Annotated in this window: 17 protein-coding genes and 2 tRNA genes; 14 read left to right on the plus strand and 5 right to left on the minus strand. The window is 36.4% G+C overall.

Annotated elements, in window-relative coordinates; translation table 11 throughout:
• Positions 1-50: 50 nt before the first annotated feature.
• Positions 51-803 carry a nitrilase family protein gene (locus tag EL165_RS15100; RefSeq protein ID WP_002984023.1) on the minus strand — a complete coding sequence of 251 codons (753 nt, stop codon included), beginning with the start codon at positions 801-803 and terminating at the stop codon, positions 51-53.
• Positions 804-1,024: 221 nt separating this feature from the next.
• Here EL165_RS15100 and EL165_RS15105 point away from each other — a divergent pair, with 221 nt between their 5' ends.
• The 8 genes from EL165_RS15105 to EL165_RS15140 all read left to right on the plus strand — a co-directional run bounded on the left by EL165_RS15105 (position 1,025) and on the right by EL165_RS15140 (position 12,296).
• Positions 1,025-1,465 carry a DUF6646 family protein gene (locus EL165_RS15105; protein WP_002984025.1) on the plus strand — a complete coding sequence of 147 codons (441 nt, stop codon included), beginning with the start codon at positions 1,025-1,027 and terminating at the stop codon, positions 1,463-1,465.
• Between the two features lie 105 nt (positions 1,466-1,570).
• Entirely contained in the window at positions 1,571-3,103 is a 1,533-nt protein-coding gene (gene rseP, locus EL165_RS15110; RefSeq protein ID WP_232529133.1) for an RIP metalloprotease RseP, read from the plus strand.
• 40 nt (positions 3,104-3,143) lie between these two features.
• Positions 3,144-3,217: transfer RNA gene (locus tag EL165_RS15115), tRNA-Asn, on the plus strand.
• A gap of 254 nt (positions 3,218-3,471) precedes the next feature.
• Complete coding sequence (locus EL165_RS15120; RefSeq protein ID WP_002984027.1) at positions 3,472-5,139, plus strand: hypothetical protein; 1,668 nt, start codon at positions 3,472-3,474, stop codon at positions 5,137-5,139.
• A 2-nt stretch (positions 5,140-5,141) separates the two neighbouring features.
• On the plus strand, positions 5,142-5,519 hold the full coding sequence (locus EL165_RS15125; RefSeq protein ID WP_002984028.1) for a hypothetical protein: 378 nt from the start codon (positions 5,142-5,144) through the stop codon (positions 5,517-5,519).
• 452 nt (positions 5,520-5,971) lie between these two features.
• On the plus strand, positions 5,972-9,163 hold the full coding sequence (locus tag EL165_RS15130) for a S41 family peptidase (protein ID WP_002984029.1): 3,192 nt from the start codon (positions 5,972-5,974) through the stop codon (positions 9,161-9,163).
• A gap of 257 nt (positions 9,164-9,420) precedes the next feature.
• Positions 9,421-9,494: transfer RNA gene (locus EL165_RS15135), tRNA-Asn, on the plus strand.
• Positions 9,495-9,764: 270 nt separating this feature from the next.
• Positions 9,765-12,296, plus strand: a complete 2,532-nt coding sequence (locus tag EL165_RS15140) for a DUF5686 family protein (RefSeq protein WP_228370582.1) — start codon at positions 9,765-9,767, stop codon at positions 12,294-12,296.
• A 76-nt stretch (positions 12,297-12,372) separates the two neighbouring features.
• Here EL165_RS15140 and EL165_RS25860 read toward each other — a convergent pair whose 3' ends face one another.
• From EL165_RS25860 to rplU, 4 genes are all read right to left on the minus strand, one after another.
• Entirely contained in the window at positions 12,373-12,537 is a 165-nt protein-coding gene (locus EL165_RS25860) for a bacteriocin-like protein (protein WP_164720338.1), read from the minus strand.
• Between the two features lie 192 nt (positions 12,538-12,729).
• Positions 12,730-12,894, minus strand: coding sequence for a bacteriocin-like protein (locus tag EL165_RS25865; RefSeq protein WP_002984032.1), 165 nt, complete (start codon positions 12,892-12,894; stop codon positions 12,730-12,732).
• A 176-nt stretch (positions 12,895-13,070) separates the two neighbouring features.
• Entirely contained in the window at positions 13,071-13,328 is a 258-nt protein-coding gene (rpmA, locus tag EL165_RS15145) for a 50S ribosomal protein L27 (protein ID WP_002984034.1), read from the minus strand.
• Positions 13,329-13,340: 12 nt separating this feature from the next.
• Positions 13,341-13,919, minus strand: coding sequence for a 50S ribosomal protein L21 (gene rplU / locus EL165_RS15150; protein WP_002984036.1), 579 nt, complete (start codon positions 13,917-13,919; stop codon positions 13,341-13,343).
• A 185-nt stretch (positions 13,920-14,104) separates the two neighbouring features.
• Between rplU and EL165_RS15155 the strand changes: the two genes are divergently transcribed.
• The 6 genes from EL165_RS15155 to tnaA all read left to right on the plus strand — a co-directional run bounded on the left by EL165_RS15155 (position 14,105) and on the right by tnaA (position 19,515).
• Positions 14,105-14,992: a neutral zinc metallopeptidase gene (locus tag EL165_RS15155; RefSeq protein ID WP_002984038.1), complete on the plus strand. Its 888-nt coding sequence runs from the start codon at positions 14,105-14,107 to the stop codon at positions 14,990-14,992.
• A gap of 124 nt (positions 14,993-15,116) precedes the next feature.
• A complete protein-coding gene (locus tag EL165_RS15160) occupies positions 15,117-15,668 on the plus strand; it encodes a hypothetical protein (RefSeq protein WP_126358656.1) in 552 nt (183 codons plus the stop codon).
• Complete coding sequence (locus EL165_RS15165; RefSeq protein WP_002984043.1) at positions 15,665-16,753, plus strand: acyltransferase family protein; 1,089 nt, start codon at positions 15,665-15,667, stop codon at positions 16,751-16,753. Before EL165_RS15160 ends, EL165_RS15165 begins: the two co-directional genes overlap by 4 nt.
• 74 nt (positions 16,754-16,827) lie before the next feature.
• Positions 16,828-17,406 carry a MiaE family protein gene (locus tag EL165_RS15170; RefSeq protein WP_002984045.1) on the plus strand — a complete coding sequence of 193 codons (579 nt, stop codon included), beginning with the start codon at positions 16,828-16,830 and terminating at the stop codon, positions 17,404-17,406.
• 24 nt (positions 17,407-17,430) lie between these two features.
• Complete coding sequence (locus EL165_RS15175; protein WP_002984047.1) at positions 17,431-18,048, plus strand: DUF502 domain-containing protein; 618 nt, start codon at positions 17,431-17,433, stop codon at positions 18,046-18,048.
• Between the two features lie 90 nt (positions 18,049-18,138).
• Positions 18,139-19,515: a tryptophanase TnaA gene (tnaA, locus tag EL165_RS15180; RefSeq protein WP_002984049.1), complete on the plus strand. Its 1,377-nt coding sequence runs from the start codon at positions 18,139-18,141 to the stop codon at positions 19,513-19,515.
• The last annotated feature ends 237 nt before the right edge of the window (positions 19,516-19,752 follow it).

The following is a 19,752-nucleotide window of genomic DNA, read 5'->3' on the forward strand; positions in this document are numbered from 1 at the left end:
TTCCATAGTTGAGCTTATGCTTTTAACATCTGGGAAATCTGTGGGAGAACCTAAAATTTAATAGAAAAAGAATCCCGGTCATTCAGAAACTGGAAATGCGTTCTGAAATCTTTCAATTCATTCATATTTAATTCTGCGGATACAAGATTGCCCTGCTTTCGGGAAATTTCTTTTCCATCAGCAAAGAAGCAGTGAGAGCTTTCCTGATAAAACAGATTATTTCCATCTGTTCCGATCCTGTTTAAGCCAAATACAAAAGACAAATTTTCAATTGCTCTTGCTTTCAACAGATGTTCCCATGCTCCTACTCTTTTCTCAGGCCAGTTGGCAACATACAAAACAGCATCATAATCATCATTATTTCTTGCAAAAACAGGAAAGCGCAGATCATAGCAAACCTGAAGCAAAAACCGAATTCCATGATATTCAACAATTACCCTTTCATTTCCCGGAGTATACACTTTATCTTCTCCCGAAAAGGAAAACAAATGTCTTTTGTCATAAAAAGAAATATCACCGTCAGGCTTTACAAAATACATCCTGTTATAAAAATTCCCGCCCTGCTCTACTGGAGCACTTCCACAGAATGCAGCATTTTTTTCTTTTGAGATCTTTTTCAGGAATTCCAGGGTTTCGTCATTTCTGTCTGACACTTCAGCAGCATCCATACAGAAACCTGTCGAAAACATTTCAGGCAGAAGAAACAGATCAGCTTCAACATGCTGAAGCTCGTTTTCTATGAGTTTAAAATTTTCAGTTTTATTTTTCCAGATGATATCTAAATTAAGCCCTGCAACTTTCATCTTTTATTCTTTTTAAGTTATTCCGAATCTGATGTATAAAAATACAGCTTTTATCATTACAAAAGAAGAATTAAACTGCTGAAAAAAGAGGTTCTCCCGTGAAAACAGAACTCTATTTCTTAATAATTTATTAAAGTCTGTCTTTTTTAGAATACTCATATTCTTTCGGTTTCATTTTTGATAGAGATATTTTTATTAAAATCCTTAAAAATTTAAAATTTATGAAGAAATTGTTTTTTATGGTAATGATCTTCTTTTTTGGTGCAATGGCTAATGCCCAGGCATGGACAGGCAAAGGGGATCAGAAGATACAACTGGGGCTGAGCGCCTGGGGATATGGAACCGGAATAACGGGAACTTATGACTATGGACTCAATCAACTTATTTCAGTAGGAGCCGGGATCAATGGCTACTTTGACAATTATAAAAACAACGATAAGGATAACCGCGTTTTTGTTTTCGGAAGACTGAACTTTCATTTGCAGGAAGCATTGAATCTACCATCAAAATGGGATATTTACCCAGGAGTAGACCTTGGAGTTGTTGGAAAAGATTTCGGAGTAGGCGCTCACATCGGAGCCAGATACTTCTTCACGGATAAAATAGGAGTATTTGCCGAAGTAGGTAATAACGGCAGCCTTGGGGTTTCTTTCAATTTATAACAAATCGTCTTTAAATATGACAAAGCTTCTCGTTTCGGGGAGCTTTTTTATTTGGCATAGTTTTGATAATTGTTACCTTTGCAAATTAAAATCTAAAATTTATTAATGGAAATAGCAATCAAACTTTTTCAGTTCATTCTGAGCATCTCTATACTTGTGCTTCTTCATGAGCTTGGGCATTTTTTACCGGCAATATGGTTCAAGACCAGAGCAGAGAAATTTTTCCTGTTTTTTGATCCTTATTTCTCCATATTCTCCATGAAGAAAATCAACGGAAAATGGCAGTATAAATTCTTATCAAAGAATCTGCCGGATTCTGAAGTAATAGAGGTTAACGGAAAGAAGGAAGAAGTTCCTGTCGATATATCTAAACTTCCGGACAATGACTGGAGAAAACACCCTGAGCAAACCAAATATGGAATCGGATGGCTTCCTTTCGGAGGATACGTAAAAATTGCGGGAATGGTGGATGAAAGTATGAATACTGCCCAAATGAAAAAACCGGCAGAACCATGGGAATTCAGATCAAAACCGGCATGGCAGAGGCTTATTATTATGCTAGGTGGGGTTACTGTTAACTTTTTCCTTGCATGGTTAATCTACAGCTGTCTTTCATTCTTCAACGGTGAAACGTACACAGATATTACAAAATTCAGCAACGGTATTGAGGCTACTGCCGCAGGAAAGAAAATGGGCTTCCAGAATGGTGACAAAATCATCAGTGTAGATGGAAAACCGGCAGAAAGGCTTGAAAACACATCAATCAATATTCTTTTGGGAGATCATGTTACTGTACTGAGAAACGGCCAGGAAGTTACATTCCCGGTAAATGCTGATGGTGTGGCTGATGTTCTTAAACAAAGAGAGGCAAAACTATACATCACTCCAAGAGTCTCTATGGTAGTTGATTCATTGGCAACTCCTTCTTCTCAAGCTTCAGGATTGACAAAAGGAGATAAAATTGTAGGAATCAACGGTAAAAAAGCCGTATTTTTTGATGAAGTAAGCACTCTTCTGAGTGAAAATAAAGGAAAAACAGTTTCTGTTGATGTTGAAAGAAACGGAGCTTTACAGACATTACCGGCAGTTTCTGTTGACAAAAACGGAAAACTTGGTATTGCCATTGATACAAAAAGTATTGCAAAATCTATCGTAACCAATAAAAAATATTCTTTCGGAGAAGCTATTCCAAGAGGATTCACGAGAACTATTGAGGCTTTAACAACTCAGGTTAAGCAGTTCAAAATCATGTTCAACTCTAAAGTTCAGGGGTATAAAAATGTAGGAGGTCCTATTGCGATTGTAAAGAATATGCCTGTAGATAAAGATGCTGACGGAAGCTTTAAAATCAACTGGGTAGCTTTCTGGAGCTTTACTGCCATGTTCTCCGTATGGTTGGCATTCCTAAACCTGATTCCTATCCCGGGGCTTGATGGCGGACACGTTTTATTTACATTATATGAAATTATTGTAGGCAAACCGGTTCCTCAGAAAGTTTTGGGAAAACGCACAGATGATCGGGGTTATCTTCCTGTTAGGATTGATGTTACTGATCTTTGGAAGCGACATCTTCAAGGTATTTACAGGGAAATTATAATTTTTTTAAAAATTTTTCTGAAAAATATTTGTAGGGTATAAATATTCGTCCTATATTTGCACCACTTAAAACAAAGGACATTCCTCCTTAGCTCAGTTGGTTAGAGCATCTGACTGTTAATCAGAGGGTCGCTGGTTCGAGCCCAGCAGGAGGAGCAAAAAGACTTACAGAAATGTAGGTCTTTTTTTATTTTTTATCCGGTAAAATTTAATTTTCATGTAATCGAGTCCGGATTGCTTTATAGTTCAATATTCATTATTCTGCAACAGAAAAAATCAGAAGAAAATTTTAAAGAAACCGTACTATTTCAGGCTTTAACATACTGCATATATATTTTTTTTTGAAATTTATTACTACAATTACAAAAAAAACATATATTTACAACGTAAAACTAAAAAACTAATAACTTATGAAAAGGAAACTGCTGTTACTACTAGCCGTAGCAACAATTCTTGCATCTTGTAATGATGAGATATTACCAGAATCTCAGACCGCACAAGAAAAAATAACAAAATCAAACTTAATGGGAAAGCTGGAGGACGCGAAAGTTCTCAATGGCAGAACCTATTTCCCAACTAAAGAAGCCTTACAGGAAGCTTATGATGATTTAAAAGATGCGGATGATGAAACAATCGCTGCTTTTGTTGATAACCTGGGCATTACTTCTTTGAGACCAGTTGTTACTGAAACGAATGAAGAAACGGTTTACAATAAAACGAAAGAACGTTTAGAAGCATTAAAGAACAATGCCAGATTCATGGAATCTCCTAATGCTACCTCAAGGATTGAGAACATTGATTTAATGATCAGTGACATTGATGATCTGGAAGAAATCATAGGAGATGACGCTTTTTCGGCGATACTTAATAGCGATGGAGAAATCCAGGTTGGTACGGATATTTATAAATATACTGATGCCGGCATATTTATAGTTAATGAAGAGAAATATGAAGTATTAACTAATTATTTAGCGGAACAAAAAATAGCGGATAATTTATTATATACTACTGATGATGAAGTAAGAAGCAATTTCGTAGCCCAACGCGCTGCACTTATGGTTTATACCCTTGACGATGGCGTGGGGTACTATCCGGTTACAATGCCCACTATAGGTGGCGGTGGCGGCGGAGGAGGAACTTCAACAAATTCTCCACCGGTAACAGACCCTAATGTTCAAATGGCAAACTTTATCAACTCTCTTCCAAATTGCAGCACTTATACAACGTTTCTTCAAAGTTTATTTGGAGATTCTGATATGTGTGTAGATAAATATGAAAGCAAAAGAAGAGTAAAATCCAAAGCTTATAATTATAATTATTACCTTGTTTACAATTTAGGTGTTAAAGTAAAACACCAATACAGAGGCTGGACTGGATTTTGGAGAAAAGAAAATGTTGATGAAATCAGATTAGGTGTTATTGCCGGTACATTCTATTATGATTACTCATCCTATTTCAATCCTGCGCCTTCTCAAAATAGAATTACCTCTATTTACAACAACAACAATAGAACAATTTTTGATGCAAATACGTTCTGGACACCAACCTATTATCCAAATGTTTATACAATATCCGGATACAGTACTCAGGGGTATCCCACAATCTTCAAAGATGACTTCTATATTGAAGATATTTTACCTTTTAATTACACTTCCAGCAATCCATTATTAGACCAAGGACTATACGCGGCATTACAAGCAGGAAACAAACAGCTGTCACATGAAAATTTAAATAAATTGTTCTGGAATGAAGCAGTAAAAAGATTAGGTAATTTCTGGCAATCCTTAGGAAAGCCCAGACCTGAAAATAATATTACCTTTTCCTACAATGCTGCACCTTTAGGTAAGTTAATGGTAGCTAAAACTTTTTATGACCATAAATACGGTACAGATGATGTTCACAAAACTTTTGACTGGGGATTCCAAATAGGATTCACTATGGATTCTAATGGGCATGTAAGCCCAAGTGCAGCGCCAAGTGCACTGAAAAAACCTCAGGAATTTAAAACACTCATGTATGGTATCGTTAAGAGAAACGGACAATGGCATGGAAGTAAAATTTCTACTGCAAATTATTAATTATGAAAAATATTAGATTGTTTCTGTTGCTGCTTCTGATTTCAGGTGTACTATTTTCATGTGAAGATATATTAGAAAATAAACGATTGAAAGAAGAACAAGACAATCAAACTTCACCATATATGGGGAGGTGGGTAGGAACGTATACAGGAAGTGAAAATGGAAATCTTGTTTTAGATATTAAAAAAAGTGGGTCAGTTGAAGTCATCAGAACCATAAATAATACACAGGATGTATATTATACCAATTTATACGGAGGAGCTATTTACAATACCGCTTCACCTAACTCCGGATTTGTCTTATATGGAAATATGGAAAATCACTCAGGCACCTGGAAAATGGGTGACGGCAGTGGAAATTGGAGCGTAACAAAACAATAATAATATAAAACGAATTGAAAGTTATTCTACTATTCCAAAATGGGGAATAAGGAGAAGTTTTGCAAAAAATTTCAATTCTGAAGCAGGAATAGATTTATCTTATACCTGAGAACAGGATATAGCTTTTAATAATTTCTAACTCATATTAATATTATAAACCTTCACCAAAGTGGTGAAGGTTTTTTACTAAGCAAACATACAGTACAGTTTTTATTTAAGCCATACTTAATTTAAAAGACAGATATTTGTAACTTATGTTAAGTTTTACGAAGTATTTATCTGTTTTATTGAATATTATTCTCCTTCTGAGACATTTTGTATGTAACGATTCCTTTAATAATCCGACTATTCTTTTAAGAAGTAGACGGATCTGAGAGACTTATATCCAATAATACTTTAAAACTAAAAACATAAAATCAATATTATAATACTGCATCATATTTAGTTATACCATGAAGAAAACTATTATTTCGTTATTCACAGCATTTTCTATGATCGGGATTTCAGCACAGGAAAAATCTTATTTCTTATCGAGTCCTTCGTTGAGCCCTGATGGCAAGACTGCTTATTTTTCTTATGACGGCGACATCTGGAGGGTAGATTCCAACGGAGGAAACGCCTCAAGGATTACCGCTCTGGACGGCGAGGAAATCAATCCCCGCGTTTCTCCGGATGGAAAATGGCTCGCATTCAGTTCCAACCAATACGGAAATTATGATCTTTATGTAATGCCTTCAGAAGGCGGAACAATCAAACAGCTGACGTTTCATACCGGAAAAGATGAAATAGAAAACTGGTCCTGGGACAGCAAAACAATTTACTTTACTTCCAACAGAAATAATAATTTCGGAAGTTTTAAAACCACGATTGAAGGGAAAACCCCACAGAAGCTTTTCAACAATTATTTTAACAATACGAATGGTCTCGCAGAAACTCCTGCGGGTGAATATCTTTTCACAAGTTCATCTGAAAGCGCCCATCAGGTACAGCGTAAGCGTTATAAAGGAGAAAACAATCCCGACATCTTAGGATACAACCCAAAAAATAATACGTTTAAGCAGTACACCAACTATGAAGGAAAGGATTTTAATCCAAGTGTAGATAAAAACGGTATTATTTATTTTATTTCGGATGAGAATAACGGAGAATACAATCTTTATAAAATTGAAGGTGGTAAAAAAACAGCTTTAACCCAATTTGATACTTCTATTAAAAAACCTTTTGTATCAGCAGACGGCACTAAAATTATTTTTGAAAAAGATTATCAACTTTACACTTACGATGTAGCCTCAAAAAAAACGAGACTTCTTAACGTTAATCTGAATACCAATAAAACACTGGAGAAAGAACAGAACTTCAATGTGGAAAATAATATTTCTTATTATGATGTATCCCCGGATGGTAAGAAAATGGCTTTTATAAGCCGCGGTATCTTATTTGTTTCTGATGTCGAGGGAAAATTCGCACAACAGGTTACTGATGGGAAAGAACGTGCTATGGAAGTAAAATGGCTGAAAGACAACCGTACTTTGCTTTATAATCAGACCTATAACGGATATCAGAACTGGTTTACTGTTTCTGCAGATGGGAAAGGTCAGCCTAAGCAACTCACTCAGGATTTACGAAATAATCGCAGCATAACGCTAAACAATGATCTTTCAAAAGCGGTTTACTTAAGCGGTCGTGATGAAGTAAGATTGCTGGATTTGAAAGATTTTAACTCAACGACTATTGTAAAAGACGAAATCTGGGCATTCCAAAACTCAAGACCCTCTTTTTCGCCCAATAATGAATATGTTTTGTTTTCAGCGAAACGAAATTTTGAGCTTGATATCTTCATCTATAACATCAAAAAAGGACAGACTCTCAACCTTACCAATACCGGTGTCTCAGAAGAAGATCCTGTGTGGTCGCCTAATGGCAAATACATTTATTTCGCCAGTGACAGAACCAATCCGTCCTACCCTTTAGGAATGCAGAAGTCTAATATTTACAGAATGGCTTTGGATTGGTTTGACGAGCCTTTTAAGTCAGAAAAATTCGACAACCTTTTCATTGAAGAAAAAAAGGAAGCAAAACCTTCCGACACAGCCAAAGACACCAAAGACAAAAAAAATAAAAAAGAGGAAGACAAGGACAAAGAAAAGAAGGAAGAGAAAGAAAAAGAGCCGGTAATAAAAGAATTGAAAGTTAATCCTGAAGATACACTGGACAGAATTGAACTGGTTACCGACCGTTATGGATATCAGGACGACCCTGCTGTTTTTGCAGATGACAAAAAAGAGATTCTGCTATTTAACTCCAACCAGGATAACGGAAAAAGGCAGCTTTTCAAAAAGGTGTTTACTGATTTTGAACCTGCCAAATCTGAAAAAGTCTTTGATAAAGCAGCTTACTACCTGACCAAAAATGATAAAAATCTATTTGCCCTGATTGAAGGAAATATTTATAAAACAACTGTATCAGCCTTAAAACCTGAAAAAATAAACATCCAATATAGTTTTGATAAAGATTTAGCTTCCGAATTTACCCAGATGTATGCTGAAGCATGGACAGGTGTTGAGGAAAACTTCTACGATGAAAAATTTCATGGAATTGACTGGAAAGCAAAAAAAGAACAGTACGCGAAATATCTTCCGTATGTACACAACAGAAATGATCTGCGAATTTTACTCAATGATCTTTTAGGCGAGCTTAATTCTTCGCATACAGGATTTTCTTCATCCGGAAAAGAAGAGGCAATGTTCCTGAACTATTTTACCAACGAAACGGGGATTATCTTCAAAAAAGACCAGCCTTATATGGTAGAAAGTATCCTAAGAAAATCTCCTGCCTTCCGCACCGGTGTTGATATTAAACCAGGAGACCAGCTGATTGCAGTCAACGGAAAAAAGGTTGATCCTGATGAAAACCGGGAAACTTATTTTACCACCCCTAAAAAGCAGGAGGAACTCGTTCTTACATTCAGCCGCGGTGGTAAAAATATAACATCCAAAGTACATCCTATTTCAAATGGGGAATTAAAATCATTGCTTTACGACGATTGGATCTACAATAACCATCAGCGTGTAGACAAGCTCAGCAATAACCGTATTGCTTATTCATGCATGAAAAATATGTCTACTGATGAGCTGGACCGCTTCCTTCTGGATATGGTAGAGCAGGAAAACAGGAAAGACGCCGTTATTCTCGATTTACGGTATAATACGGGCGGAAATGTTCATGATAAAGTATTGAATTTCCTTTCTCAAAGACCTTATCTTCAATGGAAATACCGCGAAGGGAAAATAACAACTCAGCCTAATTTTGCACCTTCAGGAAAACCGATTGTTCTTTTGATCAATGAAGCTTCCTTAAGCGATGCTGAAATGACAGCAGCCGGATTCAAAGCGCTTAAACTGGGTAAAATTATCGGTCAGGATACTTATCGCTGGATTATTTTTACTTCAGCAAAAGGCTTGGTTGATGGCTCTTCTTACAGGCTGCCGGCGTGGGGAACTTATACTCTGGACGGACAAAACCTTGAAAAAACCGGTGTGAAACCTGATATTTACGTAAAAAATACCTTCATGGACCGTCTTCAGAACAATGACCCTCAATTGGAAAGAGCTGTTCAGGAAATTCTTAAAGATTTAAAGAAATAAATGTAGTCTTTTTAATTATATCCGGTCCTGAAATAACGGTTTTTCAGGACCGGATTAAATTAGCAATATCATAAACATCCCAAATGACATAGTTAATTCCTTTATTAGACAGAATATTTCCGGGATTGACTGAAAAAAGATAAAATATTTCTTATTGAAATTCAATACATTTAGTTAAAAATCTTCAAGAATAAGGGATAAAACTTGCTTGGTACCAATATTCATATTATATTTGCACCACTTAAAACAAAGGACATTCCTCCTTAGCTCAGTTGGTTAGAGCATCTGACTGTTAATCAGAGGGTCGCTGGTTCGAGCCCAGCAGGAGGAGCAAAAAGACTTACAGAAATGTAGGTCTTTTTTATTTTATATTCTTAAAAGTATCAGAGTCAACTTATAAAGGCGACCACTTTATCCATTCCATTAATCCTCTGATTATTATCTCTTAAGCGTTAAAATTTTCAATTATTTTTTCAACAACACTTATATTATTTTCGTTACTTTTGTCGTTTTATAAGGTAGAATAAAAATATTTTATTTTTTTACCTTTTTTTAAATAAACTGCATGCTTTTTGTTTATGCTAATTGCCTGAAGAAACGAATGATGTTAAACAATAACTCCCAAAAACACTATCTTTTATTTTTTTTCCTGATTCTCTCCGGTTCCGTATGCGCTCAAAACAAGGCCAGCGGTAAGGTGGTTGACGAAAAGAACAATAAAGAACTGAATAAAGTTGATATTTTCATCAACAATAATGCGACCCCTTCCCTGACGACAACTTCAGGTAGTTTCACCGTTCAGTCAGACAGCATTATCCATCAGTTAAGATTTTCCAGAAAAAACTATGTAACGGAAACCCTTGACATTACTCCAGAAAATGCAGAAAATATTTTCGTACAGCTTTCGCAAGCTAAAGTAAGTGACATCCAGGAGATTGTTCTTCAAAGCGGTAAGACTAAATACAAAAATAAAAAAGAAAACCCCGCTTATGCTATTATGCAGAAGGTCTGGGCACAAAAAAGAAATAACGGATTAGAAAAGTTCGATACGTATTCCTACAAAGAATATGAAAAAACGCAGTTTGACCTGAACAATCTGGACAGTGCGTTTATGAAGAAAAAGATCTTCAATAAACTTGATTTCATTTTCAGTTATGCAGATTCCACAGCAAGCGGAAGACTTGGACTTCCCATCTTCCTGAATGAAGCGGTTTATGAAAATTATGGTAAAAACAAACCGGATAAAGACAGTAAAAGAACTTTGGTTGCTCAGAAAACTTCAGGTTTCCAGGACAATCAGGTGATTACCGTTTCAGCTAAAAACCTCTATCGTGATATTAATATTTACGATAATACCCTGAATTACTTCGACATTGGTTTCCAGAGTCCGGTAGGAACGGATGGTTTCAGCACCTACGATTACAGCCTTATGGACACCATTACGATCCGTGGGGAAAAAGCATTCCAGATAAGATACCAGCCAAAAAGAAAAGATATCCTTGCATTCCAAGGAAATCTTTATATTGATACAGATACTTATGCTGTATTAGGAGCAACATTGAAGTCAACCCAGAAAATCAATGTCAACTTTGTCAACAGTGTCTATACTCAGGTAGAATACGACAATCCTGATGATGCCACGTTTCTTCCTAAAAAACTGATTACCGAATTTGAAATGAGTCCTTTTTCAAAAAAGAAAGGAGCCAAAAGCATCATCGCCAAAAGATCTGTAGATTATTCCGATTATCAGTTTAATAAGCCTCTAGACCCAAAGGTTTTCAAGCGTACTGAAGAAGAATACGAAGACCAGTTTACCAATAAAGATGAAGCTTACTGGACAAAGGTCAGACCCGACACTTTATCCAAAGCAGAGCAGGGCGTTTACAACATGCTTGACCAGCTTCAGCAGACCCCGAAATTCAACAGGATGGTGAAGCTGTTTGAAACCCTTGGTTCACGTTATTATAATGCCTTCAAAGGAATAGATATTGGTCCCATATTTTCAATTTATGGAAGAAATGAAGTAGAAGGAGACAGAATACGATTGGGAGCAAGAACCTATTTCGGATTGAATGATACCTGGAGAGCCCAGTTTTATACAGCCTACGGGTTCAAAGACCAGCAGATCAAATATGGAGTTGAGGCAAGGTATATGTTCAATAAGCTGAACCGTTTTATGATTGGAGCAGGAACCAGCAGAGATATTGTTCAGCTTGGAGGACAGCTTACATCCGGTGATGGCGTTACACCTCAATCCTCATCTACCAGCACTTTTTTTGCAAGAGGGGAAAACATTTCTTTAAGTTCTGTCAATAAAACAAGTGTTTTTGCAGCTATTGAACCGTGGAAAAACTTTCAGATAAGAATAGATGGAGTGATGCAGAGCATTAAATCTGCAATTCCTGAGAAATTCAATCTGATGTATTATAAAGACGGACAGCTGAGAAAGACCGTTAATGACTCACATGTTACCATCAGCTTAATCGCAAAGCCCGGCGCTAAATTTTCCCAAACCGGAATTGACCGTTATCAGGCCAGAAACCTGGCTCCAACGATTGTTTTAAGATATACCAGAGGTATTGAAGGTTTATTCAATGCTGACTTTAATTATGACAAGCTGCAGTTTATGCTCTATAAGCCGTTTTTGATTGGAAGCATGGGAAAACTGGTTGTTAATTTCGAAGCAGGAAAGAATTTCAGCACTGTTCCTTTGGCATTACAGAATATAATCCCTGCCAACCTTTCATATGGTTTGGTACCCAATACATTCTCACAGCTTAATTATTATGAATTTGTAACTGATGCTTATACTACCCTTCAATTAGAACACCATTTTAACGGTAAGATCCTTTCTTATATTCCTTTGATTAAAAAACTGAAGCTTAGAGAGGTTGCATTTATCAGAGGTGCATACGGAACATTAAGTGATGCATCCAAAGCCATCAATGTGGAAGGATTTAAATACTCTGCACCCAGCGAACATATTTATTATGAATACGGCTTCGGGATTGAAAATATAGGAATCGGAAATCTCAGAATTTTCAGAGTGGATTTCAACTGGAGAGGAAATTATCTTGACAAACCGGATATCTCAAAATTCGGTGTTAAGGCAGGGTTCCAGGTAGGATTCTAGACAATAAAATAGTTTCGGCGGCTTCTTTGAAGCCGCCGAAAATTTATTTACCTTTATTCTATATAATGAGAGGTTATTAAAAGCACTCACAACCTTCTACATCAAGCAGACATCGCATTTTCTGTTCATTCGTAAGTCCGCACCATACGCTACATGATGTAATAGGCTTTGCCGGACACCATACTTCACCTCCGTTAATACTTCTCAGACTTTTCTTCGTTAATTTTCTTAAATTTTTCATGATTGTTTAGTTTTATTTATCACCTACTCTTTTTGCTTTTCGGCTTCCGCATAATTCTTTTGTTTTAAAGTCGGCTAAATATATTAATATTTCACTTATTGAAGATATTATTTAAATATTTTTAACTAAATAAAAAGCTGAACCTTCACGATTCAGCTCTATACAATCTCAAAGGGCATTTTTCTTCTATCATTAAAAGCATTCCGTACATGGTTCAGACAAAATACAGTGTGATTTCTGCCATGGAGTCCAGCTGCACCATTCTTCGCAGGACTGAAACATAGAAGGACAATTGGCAGCTATCCCACCGGCAATTCCTTTTAAATTTTTTCTGGTTAATTTCTTTACATTTTTCATAGATATTTGTTTTAATGCTGCCTACTCTTGATGCTTTTCGGCTATCGCAACTGTACCACAAATGTGGCAGTGAACAAATATAAAATATTTCACGAATAAATGAATACTAAGCAATCCGTAAATAAAAAAACCTCAGTAAAAACTGAGGTTTTAATTTTTATAAAACGCTTACAAAATTATGCGTTTGGCTCTACAGATACGAAAGATCTGTTGTTTGCTTTCTTTCTGAAAACTACTTTACCATCTACTAATGCAAACAAAGTGTGATCTTTACCGATTCCCACGTTATCACCTGGGTGGTGCTGAGTACCTCTTTGTCTAACAATAATATTTCCGGCAATAGCTTCTTGTCCTCCGAAAATCTTCACACCTAATCTTTTAGAGTGAGACTCTCTACCGTTCTTGGAACTACCGACTCCTTTCTTGTGTGCCATTTTATTACTGGATTATTTATTAAGTGCTTTAAATTGATCAATGTTCTTAATGATAGCAGCATCTACTTCTTCATGAGTAAGAACATTCTTTTCTAATTCAACTTTAACTGCTTTACCTAAAGTAATTAAAGTTTCTCTGTTCTCTTTAGACTGAGACAAGTTGTTTTTCTTTAAGTGATAGTTCAGCTCGTGATCTTCACCAAAGTTAACAGTTGCGTTGTCAGAAAGAACTTCACCTTTCACAGTTTCTTTTTTAGCAGCAGCTTTTTTAGCTCCACCTTCAAATCCTGTAATACCAGTGATTACGATTTGAGTTAAAGATTGTCTGTGACCGTTTTTCACTTTGTAACCTTTTCTTCTTTTCTTTTTGAAAACGATTACTTTATCAGCTTTTACGTGGTCAAGGATCTCTGCTTCAACAGTGATTCCGTTTACAGCTGGGGCGCCTACAGTGATTGCACCGTTTACAGTAAGAAGAACTTTATCGAAAGAAATTTTTCCTCCTTTATCTCCTTTTAAACGGTTTACAAACAACTTCTGGTCTTGCTCAACTTTGTATTGAAGCCCTGCTATTTCTACAATTGCAAACATTGTTTATAAATTTTTAGTTATTTCGAGGTGCAAATATACATATAAATTTCTAAATAGCTTACAATCAAAGCAATGTTTTTTTAAATAAAATCCTATTCACTATGTTTTGAATAATTTTTTGAAATAAAGTACTCACAATTAAGAGATAATTTATTACCTTCGTTTTACCAAATTGAAATTTATATATGAAAAGAAACTTTAATCTCTGCTTATTAGCAGGCGCCATTGCTGTCACTTCATTGACGGCATGTAGTGATGACCAGATGGACAGCAATGTTCAACCTCAGCAAGAAGCACTTAGTGCAAAAATTGATCAGCCGGGAAATACTGAAAAAGGATGCTCTTACGTAGACAACAACTGGAGCTCAAGTTCTGTTTTGCTGACAGGCCTTCAAAACTCCACAGACACCAATTTCATGAACGGTCAGATGACTAAAATTGCAGGCATGTGGGGAAGAACCGCTCCTACACTGCGATTTGTAAATGACCCTTCCAATTTCAACTCTACGTACAACGCTATTTCTTATTCTACAGGAAAGATCTATTACGGATATGCTATCTATTATGATGCAAAATCAAAAGGTGGCGATATTGTAAACGCAATGATCCTTGCCCACGAATACGGACATCAGCTTCAGTACATCTTCAATCTTCCTTCTGTATCAGAATCAACATACAGACCGAACGAGCTTGAAGCAGATGGTTTCGCAGGATATTATCTGAGAAGACCTAATGGTTACAATAAAACCAGCTTCCCTGAAATTGCAGCAGCTTATGAGTTTGCTCAGAGCATCGGAGACTATCAGACGACCAATGTCAACCATCACGGAACACCGGCGCAAAGAAGATCAGCAGTTCGTTTAGGATTCCTTCTAGGCCAATACGATCTTAACGCTTCCAATTTCGATTACAACTTCTTCTATTACTATCAGGGAGTTTTGAACGGTACGTATAAGATGGCTAAAAACACAGTAAATCCTGAAATTGACGCTTATATGAGCCAATATATAGATGAGCTGAGAAAAATTCAGTCAGGAGAAATTTCTGCAGAAGAATTTAAACATCTTCAATAAACGAGAACATTCATTTTTAGCATATTTAAGAAAGGAGGCGGGCAGTATGTTCCGCCCCTTTTTTGTTTTAAAAGCTTTTATACCCAACCCAATCAATTTGTTTGTATTTTTGAAAAAAAAATTCATGAAGTATTTGTTGTTCATCATTTCTTTTTTCACTCTAAGCTCATGTACAATTGCCGGAATAACGAGTGATTATGGCAAACTCTCTCCCTCCGAACAACAGAGCATTATTCCTGTAGAGGACTTTTCAAGAACAGATACCCGGCATATTTATAAGATCAATGGTCTTCAGCTAAAGAAAGAATTGGCAAATCACCCAAAATCATTAGTATATATATTTACCAATGGCTGTTCATCAAAATTGTGCCTTCCAATGTCTTCATACGAAACATATGCTAAAGAGAAAGGATATAAATTATTCCTGATTATGAGTGGCTATCATAATATCAGCGAGACAACCAATCAACGCTCAGCTGTCTTCACAGAACCTCTATTTGCGATTGACAATGATTTTTACAACTCGAATATGAGAATGACATACACCAGATATTTCGAAAACGATCTTCGTGGGCTGGACCATACTCAAAAACCAGAATGGGAAGGCAATTTATATTTTTTCGAACGCGGACAGCTAAAACAAATTACAAAAGAACTTCCAACCCATCTAAAATGAACAGAGATCTTTATATTGATTTCGCCAAAGGACTGGCAACACTTTCCATCATATTTATCCATACTGCTTTCTGGTCCGGACAGTTTTATATTCCTGCAGAAGTAAGAGTATTCTCCCTTGTTTTTGACGTCGCTCTTTTTTATGCACTGAGTGGCATTACTTCCGGAGCTAATATTGAAAAAACACTATACCGGTTGTTGAAACTGCAGATCACGTATATGATATTTGTGACTTTCCTCTTCTTTTTAGATTACTTTTTTAAAGTTTTCGGACTAAGTTTCTTTTCTATGGAATGGCTCCAGAGTTTTTATTCAACATTTGGCTCCAAATATTCCACTACCAGCATTTCAGCAGTTCCTCAATGGGAAAATCTCGGAAACTGGTATCTTCATCAATACACCAATGCCGATACCTTTCCGGTTGTCATGGGAAGTTTCTGGTACCTTAAGGTGTATTTTATTTTAACCGTTTTCGGAGTTCTCATCTTGAGATTTTTCCCGAAACATATCAACTGGTTTATCGGACTTTGCATTGCTTTAACTTTATTATTTAATATTTTCCCGGAATATTATCCAACCGGACAGGTGGGATATGTCGCTTTTTATCTTGCTGTATTTTTAATCGGGAACAAAATGCGTGGAAAAAAAATTCCTGTTAAAGCAATTCCTCTATTATATGCGCTCGTAGGAGCTGCTCTCGTGTGGATGTTCTGGTATTATGGAGGAGATATTTTCTATAAAATCAATAAAAACAAATTCCCGCCGAAAATCCCGTATATCATCTGGGCATTATTCTCTCTGGTGACATTATTTGTTCTCTATAACAGGCTAAAGATCACAAAAGAAAATTTCATCACTTATATCGGCAGGAATGCTATATTCTTCTATTTTGCACAGGGAATCAGCTCTTCGCTGGTCTATTTCCTGGTGGTTCCATTAAAAGAAAATATGTCCTGGTGGATTTTGATGATCATTATTTATATCATTAATATCATTTTAGCTTTTGTAATTTCTGCAGGGCTGAAAAAGGTTGATACCTTAGGCTGGAATATTTTGGAATTCCTAAGAAGGAAGACAGCCTCTTAAGACTTTAATGATCAAATTGAAATAAAGTCACATTTCTTACCTCAATTTGTTTAAATTTACAAAAAATTTACAACATGTTTAAGTTGAAACTACCTACCGACCCAAGGTGGGCAAATATTGCAGAAGGAAACATTGGAGAAATTTTAACAGATCATGCCTGGTGTGAGCAAAAAGCAGCCACCAATGCTATTGGACTGATCACGATGCTTCCTGAATATCCTGACATTGTAACAGAACTTCTTGCCATTGCACAGGAAGAGCTGGATCATTTCAATCAGGTACACGAGATCATCAAAAAGAGAGGCTATACTTTTGGAAGAGCCAGAAAAGATGATTATGTGAATGAACTGGCGAAATTTATCGTTCAGGGAAGCAGAGAAGACCTCATCGTAGATAAAATGCTGTTTGCCGCTATGATTGAAGCCAGAAGCTGTGAAAGATTCAAAGTTCTTACAGAAAATATCAAAGACGAAGAGCTTAAAGTTTTCTACAGAGAACTGATGATTTCCGAGGCTAATCATTACACTACTTTTATAGGATTTGCAAGGCAGCTTGGTAATCCTGAAAAAGTAAACCATCGCTGGGAAGAATGGCTGGAGTATGAAGCCAGCATTATTAAATCCTACGGAAACAAAGAAACCATTCACGGTTAAAATACAAACAGTAAAGAGTATCCATTGAAGAAGCCAAGCTTTGAAAATATTGCCAATCTTTTCCTGAAGAATTTTTTTCAGGGATTAGTAATTATTGGTCCTATCGGGCTTACCATTTTTGTCATCTGGTATATTGTAAGTGCCATTGACAATCTTATTCCTTCACTTGCCAAGCAGGTGCCGGGGCTTGTTTTCGTATCTATTATACTGTTTACTGCTATTCTGGGATATTTAGGAAATAAATTTGTGGTCGGGAGATTCTTTTTCGACACAATGGACAGCCTGCTTGAGAAAACTCCCGGAGTAAAACACATTTATACTCCTACAAAAGACGTCATGTCTTCATTTGTAGGGGACAAGAAAAAATTCAACGATCCTGTATGGGTAAAAACCAATGAAAATCCCGAAATCTGGAGAATCGGTTTCTTGACCCAAAAAGAAATGTCGGACGTTGACAAGCATAATTACGTTGCGGTATATCTTCCCCACTCGTACGCCATCTCGGGCTGGGTAATTGTTACTGAAGAAAAAAACATCAAACCTGTAGTGGGAATGACAGCAGCTTCTGCCATGAAGTTTGCAGTAAGCGGCGGTGTAGCCGGATTCCATTCTGATGAAAATATATTTAAGGCTCCGGAATAGTCACTTTCCCGCCTTATATATACTTTGATGAAATTTGAAAATTATTTTCAAGCACATTTTCTTTACAAACAATTTAAAACATATTAACTCATGAATTTACCGTACGCGGAACCTTTCCGCATCAAAATGGTGGAAGAAATCTACCAGTCTACCAGAGAAGAAAGAGAGCAGTGGCTTAAAGAAGCTAATTATAACCTTTTCAATTTAAGATCTTCTCAGGTTTATATTGACCTGCTTACTGATTCCGGAACCGGAGCAATGTCCGATAAACAATGGGCTGCTTTAATGACAGGAGATGAAAGCTACGCAGGCTCACGTTCATTCGAACAATTACAGAAAACCGTTGAAAGAATTACAGGATTCAAATATTTATTACCAACCCACCAGGGAAGAGCCGCTGAAAACGTGCTTTTTTCCGTATTGGTAAAAGAAGGTGATGTAGTTCCGGGAAACTCACACTTTGACACTACAAAAGGTCATATCGAGTTCAGAAAGGCACATGCAATAGATTGTACGATTGATGAAGCTTTTGACATCAATGACCTTCATCCTTTCAAAGGGAATATCAACCTTGAAAAACTGGAAGAAGTTTATAAAAGTCATCCTAAAGAAAGTATTCCTTTCTGTCTGATTACCATTACCTGTAACTCATCAGGAGGACAGCCTGTTTCTCTGGAAAATATGAAAGCTGTGAAAGCCCTTTCTGATCAATATGGAATTCCTGTATTCTTTGATTCAGCGAGATTTGCAGAGAACGCCTATTTCATCAAAAAAAGAGAGGCAGGACAGGAAAACAGAAGCATTAAAGACATCTGTAAGGAAATTTTCTCTTACGGAGACGGAATGACAATGAGTTCCAAAAAAGACGGGCTGGTAAACATTGGTGGATTCATCGCTTTGAATAATGAAGAAGTGTTCAGAAAGGCATCCAACTTTACCATTATCTACGAAGGCTTTATTACTTATGGTGGAATGGCCGGAAGAGATATGGCAGCACTGGCTGTAGGTCTGGACGAAGCGACTGAGTTTGCTTATCTTGAAAGCAGAATCTCCCAGGTTGAATATCTTGGGAATAAACTGATCGAATATGGAATTCCTGTTCAGAAACCAATCGGGGGACACGCCGTATTTATTGATTCTTTAAATTTCCTTCCGAATGTTTCCCGTGAAGAATATCCAGCGCAGACACTTGGTCTTGAAATTTATAAAGAAGCAGGAATCAGAACTGTAGAAATCGGGACTTTATTAGCAGACAGAGATCCTGCAACAAGGGAAAACCGTTACCCGAAATTAGAACTGGTACGTCTCGCAATTCCAAGAAGAACTTACACCAATAATCATATGGATTATATTGCTGCTGCTATAAAGAACGTTTATGAAAGACGTGAAGAGATTGCAAAAGGGTATAAGATCACCTGGGAACCCGAAATCTTAAGACATTTTACTGTTCAGCTTGAAAAAGCCTAATCATAAAACCGGAATTTTTCCGGTTTTTTGTTTTTATGGAAATAATTCACCTTTTAACAGCCTCATAACCATTCAAATATCGGAAATAAATACAGTTAAAAAATAGATATAAATCAATCATATGTTTTTATAACTCATCATCATAACCTCTTTTTCAATTTATTTTTAAAGAAAACGAAAGCGAATTGATTCATTTTTTGAAATAGTGACTGTTTTTAAGTTAATTTTGTATTGTCT

The sequence above is a fragment of the Chryseobacterium gleum genome, from assembly GCF_900636535.1.
Lineage (GTDB): Bacteria > Bacteroidota > Bacteroidia > Flavobacteriales > Weeksellaceae > Chryseobacterium > Chryseobacterium gleum.

What these genes read in the sequence shown, in the direction of transcription:
- EL165_RS15100 (WP_002984023.1), bottom strand. Translation starts at nt 803, where the DNA reads ATGAAAGTTGCAGGGCTTAATTTAGATATCATCTGGAAAAATAAAACT.
- EL165_RS15105 (WP_002984025.1), top strand. Translation starts at nt 1,025, where the DNA reads ATGAAGAAATTGTTTTTTATGGTAATGATCTTCTTTTTTGGTGCAATG.
- rseP (WP_232529133.1), top strand. Translation starts at nt 1,571, where the DNA reads ATGGAAATAGCAATCAAACTTTTTCAGTTCATTCTGAGCATCTCTATA.
- EL165_RS15120 (WP_002984027.1), top strand. Translation starts at nt 3,472, where the DNA reads ATGAAAAGGAAACTGCTGTTACTACTAGCCGTAGCAACAATTCTTGCA.
- EL165_RS15125 (WP_002984028.1), top strand. Translation starts at nt 5,142, where the DNA reads ATGAAAAATATTAGATTGTTTCTGTTGCTGCTTCTGATTTCAGGTGTA.
- EL165_RS15130 (WP_002984029.1), top strand. Translation starts at nt 5,972, where the DNA reads ATGAAGAAAACTATTATTTCGTTATTCACAGCATTTTCTATGATCGGG.
- EL165_RS15140 (WP_228370582.1), top strand. Translation starts at nt 9,765, where the DNA reads ATGATGTTAAACAATAACTCCCAAAAACACTATCTTTTATTTTTTTTC.
- EL165_RS25860 (WP_164720338.1), bottom strand. Translation starts at nt 12,537, where the DNA reads ATGAAAAATTTAAGAAAATTAACGAAGAAAAGTCTGAGAAGTATTAAC.
- EL165_RS25865 (WP_002984032.1), bottom strand. Translation starts at nt 12,894, where the DNA reads ATGAAAAATGTAAAGAAATTAACCAGAAAAAATTTAAAAGGAATTGCC.
- rpmA (WP_002984034.1), bottom strand. Translation starts at nt 13,328, where the DNA reads ATGGCACACAAGAAAGGAGTCGGTAGTTCCAAGAACGGTAGAGAGTCT.
- rplU (WP_002984036.1), bottom strand. Translation starts at nt 13,919, where the DNA reads ATGTTTGCAATTGTAGAAATAGCAGGGCTTCAATACAAAGTTGAGCAA.
- EL165_RS15155 (WP_002984038.1), top strand. Translation starts at nt 14,105, where the DNA reads ATGAAAAGAAACTTTAATCTCTGCTTATTAGCAGGCGCCATTGCTGTC.
- EL165_RS15160 (WP_126358656.1), top strand. Translation starts at nt 15,117, where the DNA reads ATGAAGTATTTGTTGTTCATCATTTCTTTTTTCACTCTAAGCTCATGT.
- EL165_RS15165 (WP_002984043.1), top strand. Translation starts at nt 15,665, where the DNA reads ATGAACAGAGATCTTTATATTGATTTCGCCAAAGGACTGGCAACACTT.
- EL165_RS15170 (WP_002984045.1), top strand. Translation starts at nt 16,828, where the DNA reads ATGTTTAAGTTGAAACTACCTACCGACCCAAGGTGGGCAAATATTGCA.
- tnaA (WP_002984049.1), top strand. Translation starts at nt 18,139, where the DNA reads ATGAATTTACCGTACGCGGAACCTTTCCGCATCAAAATGGTGGAAGAA.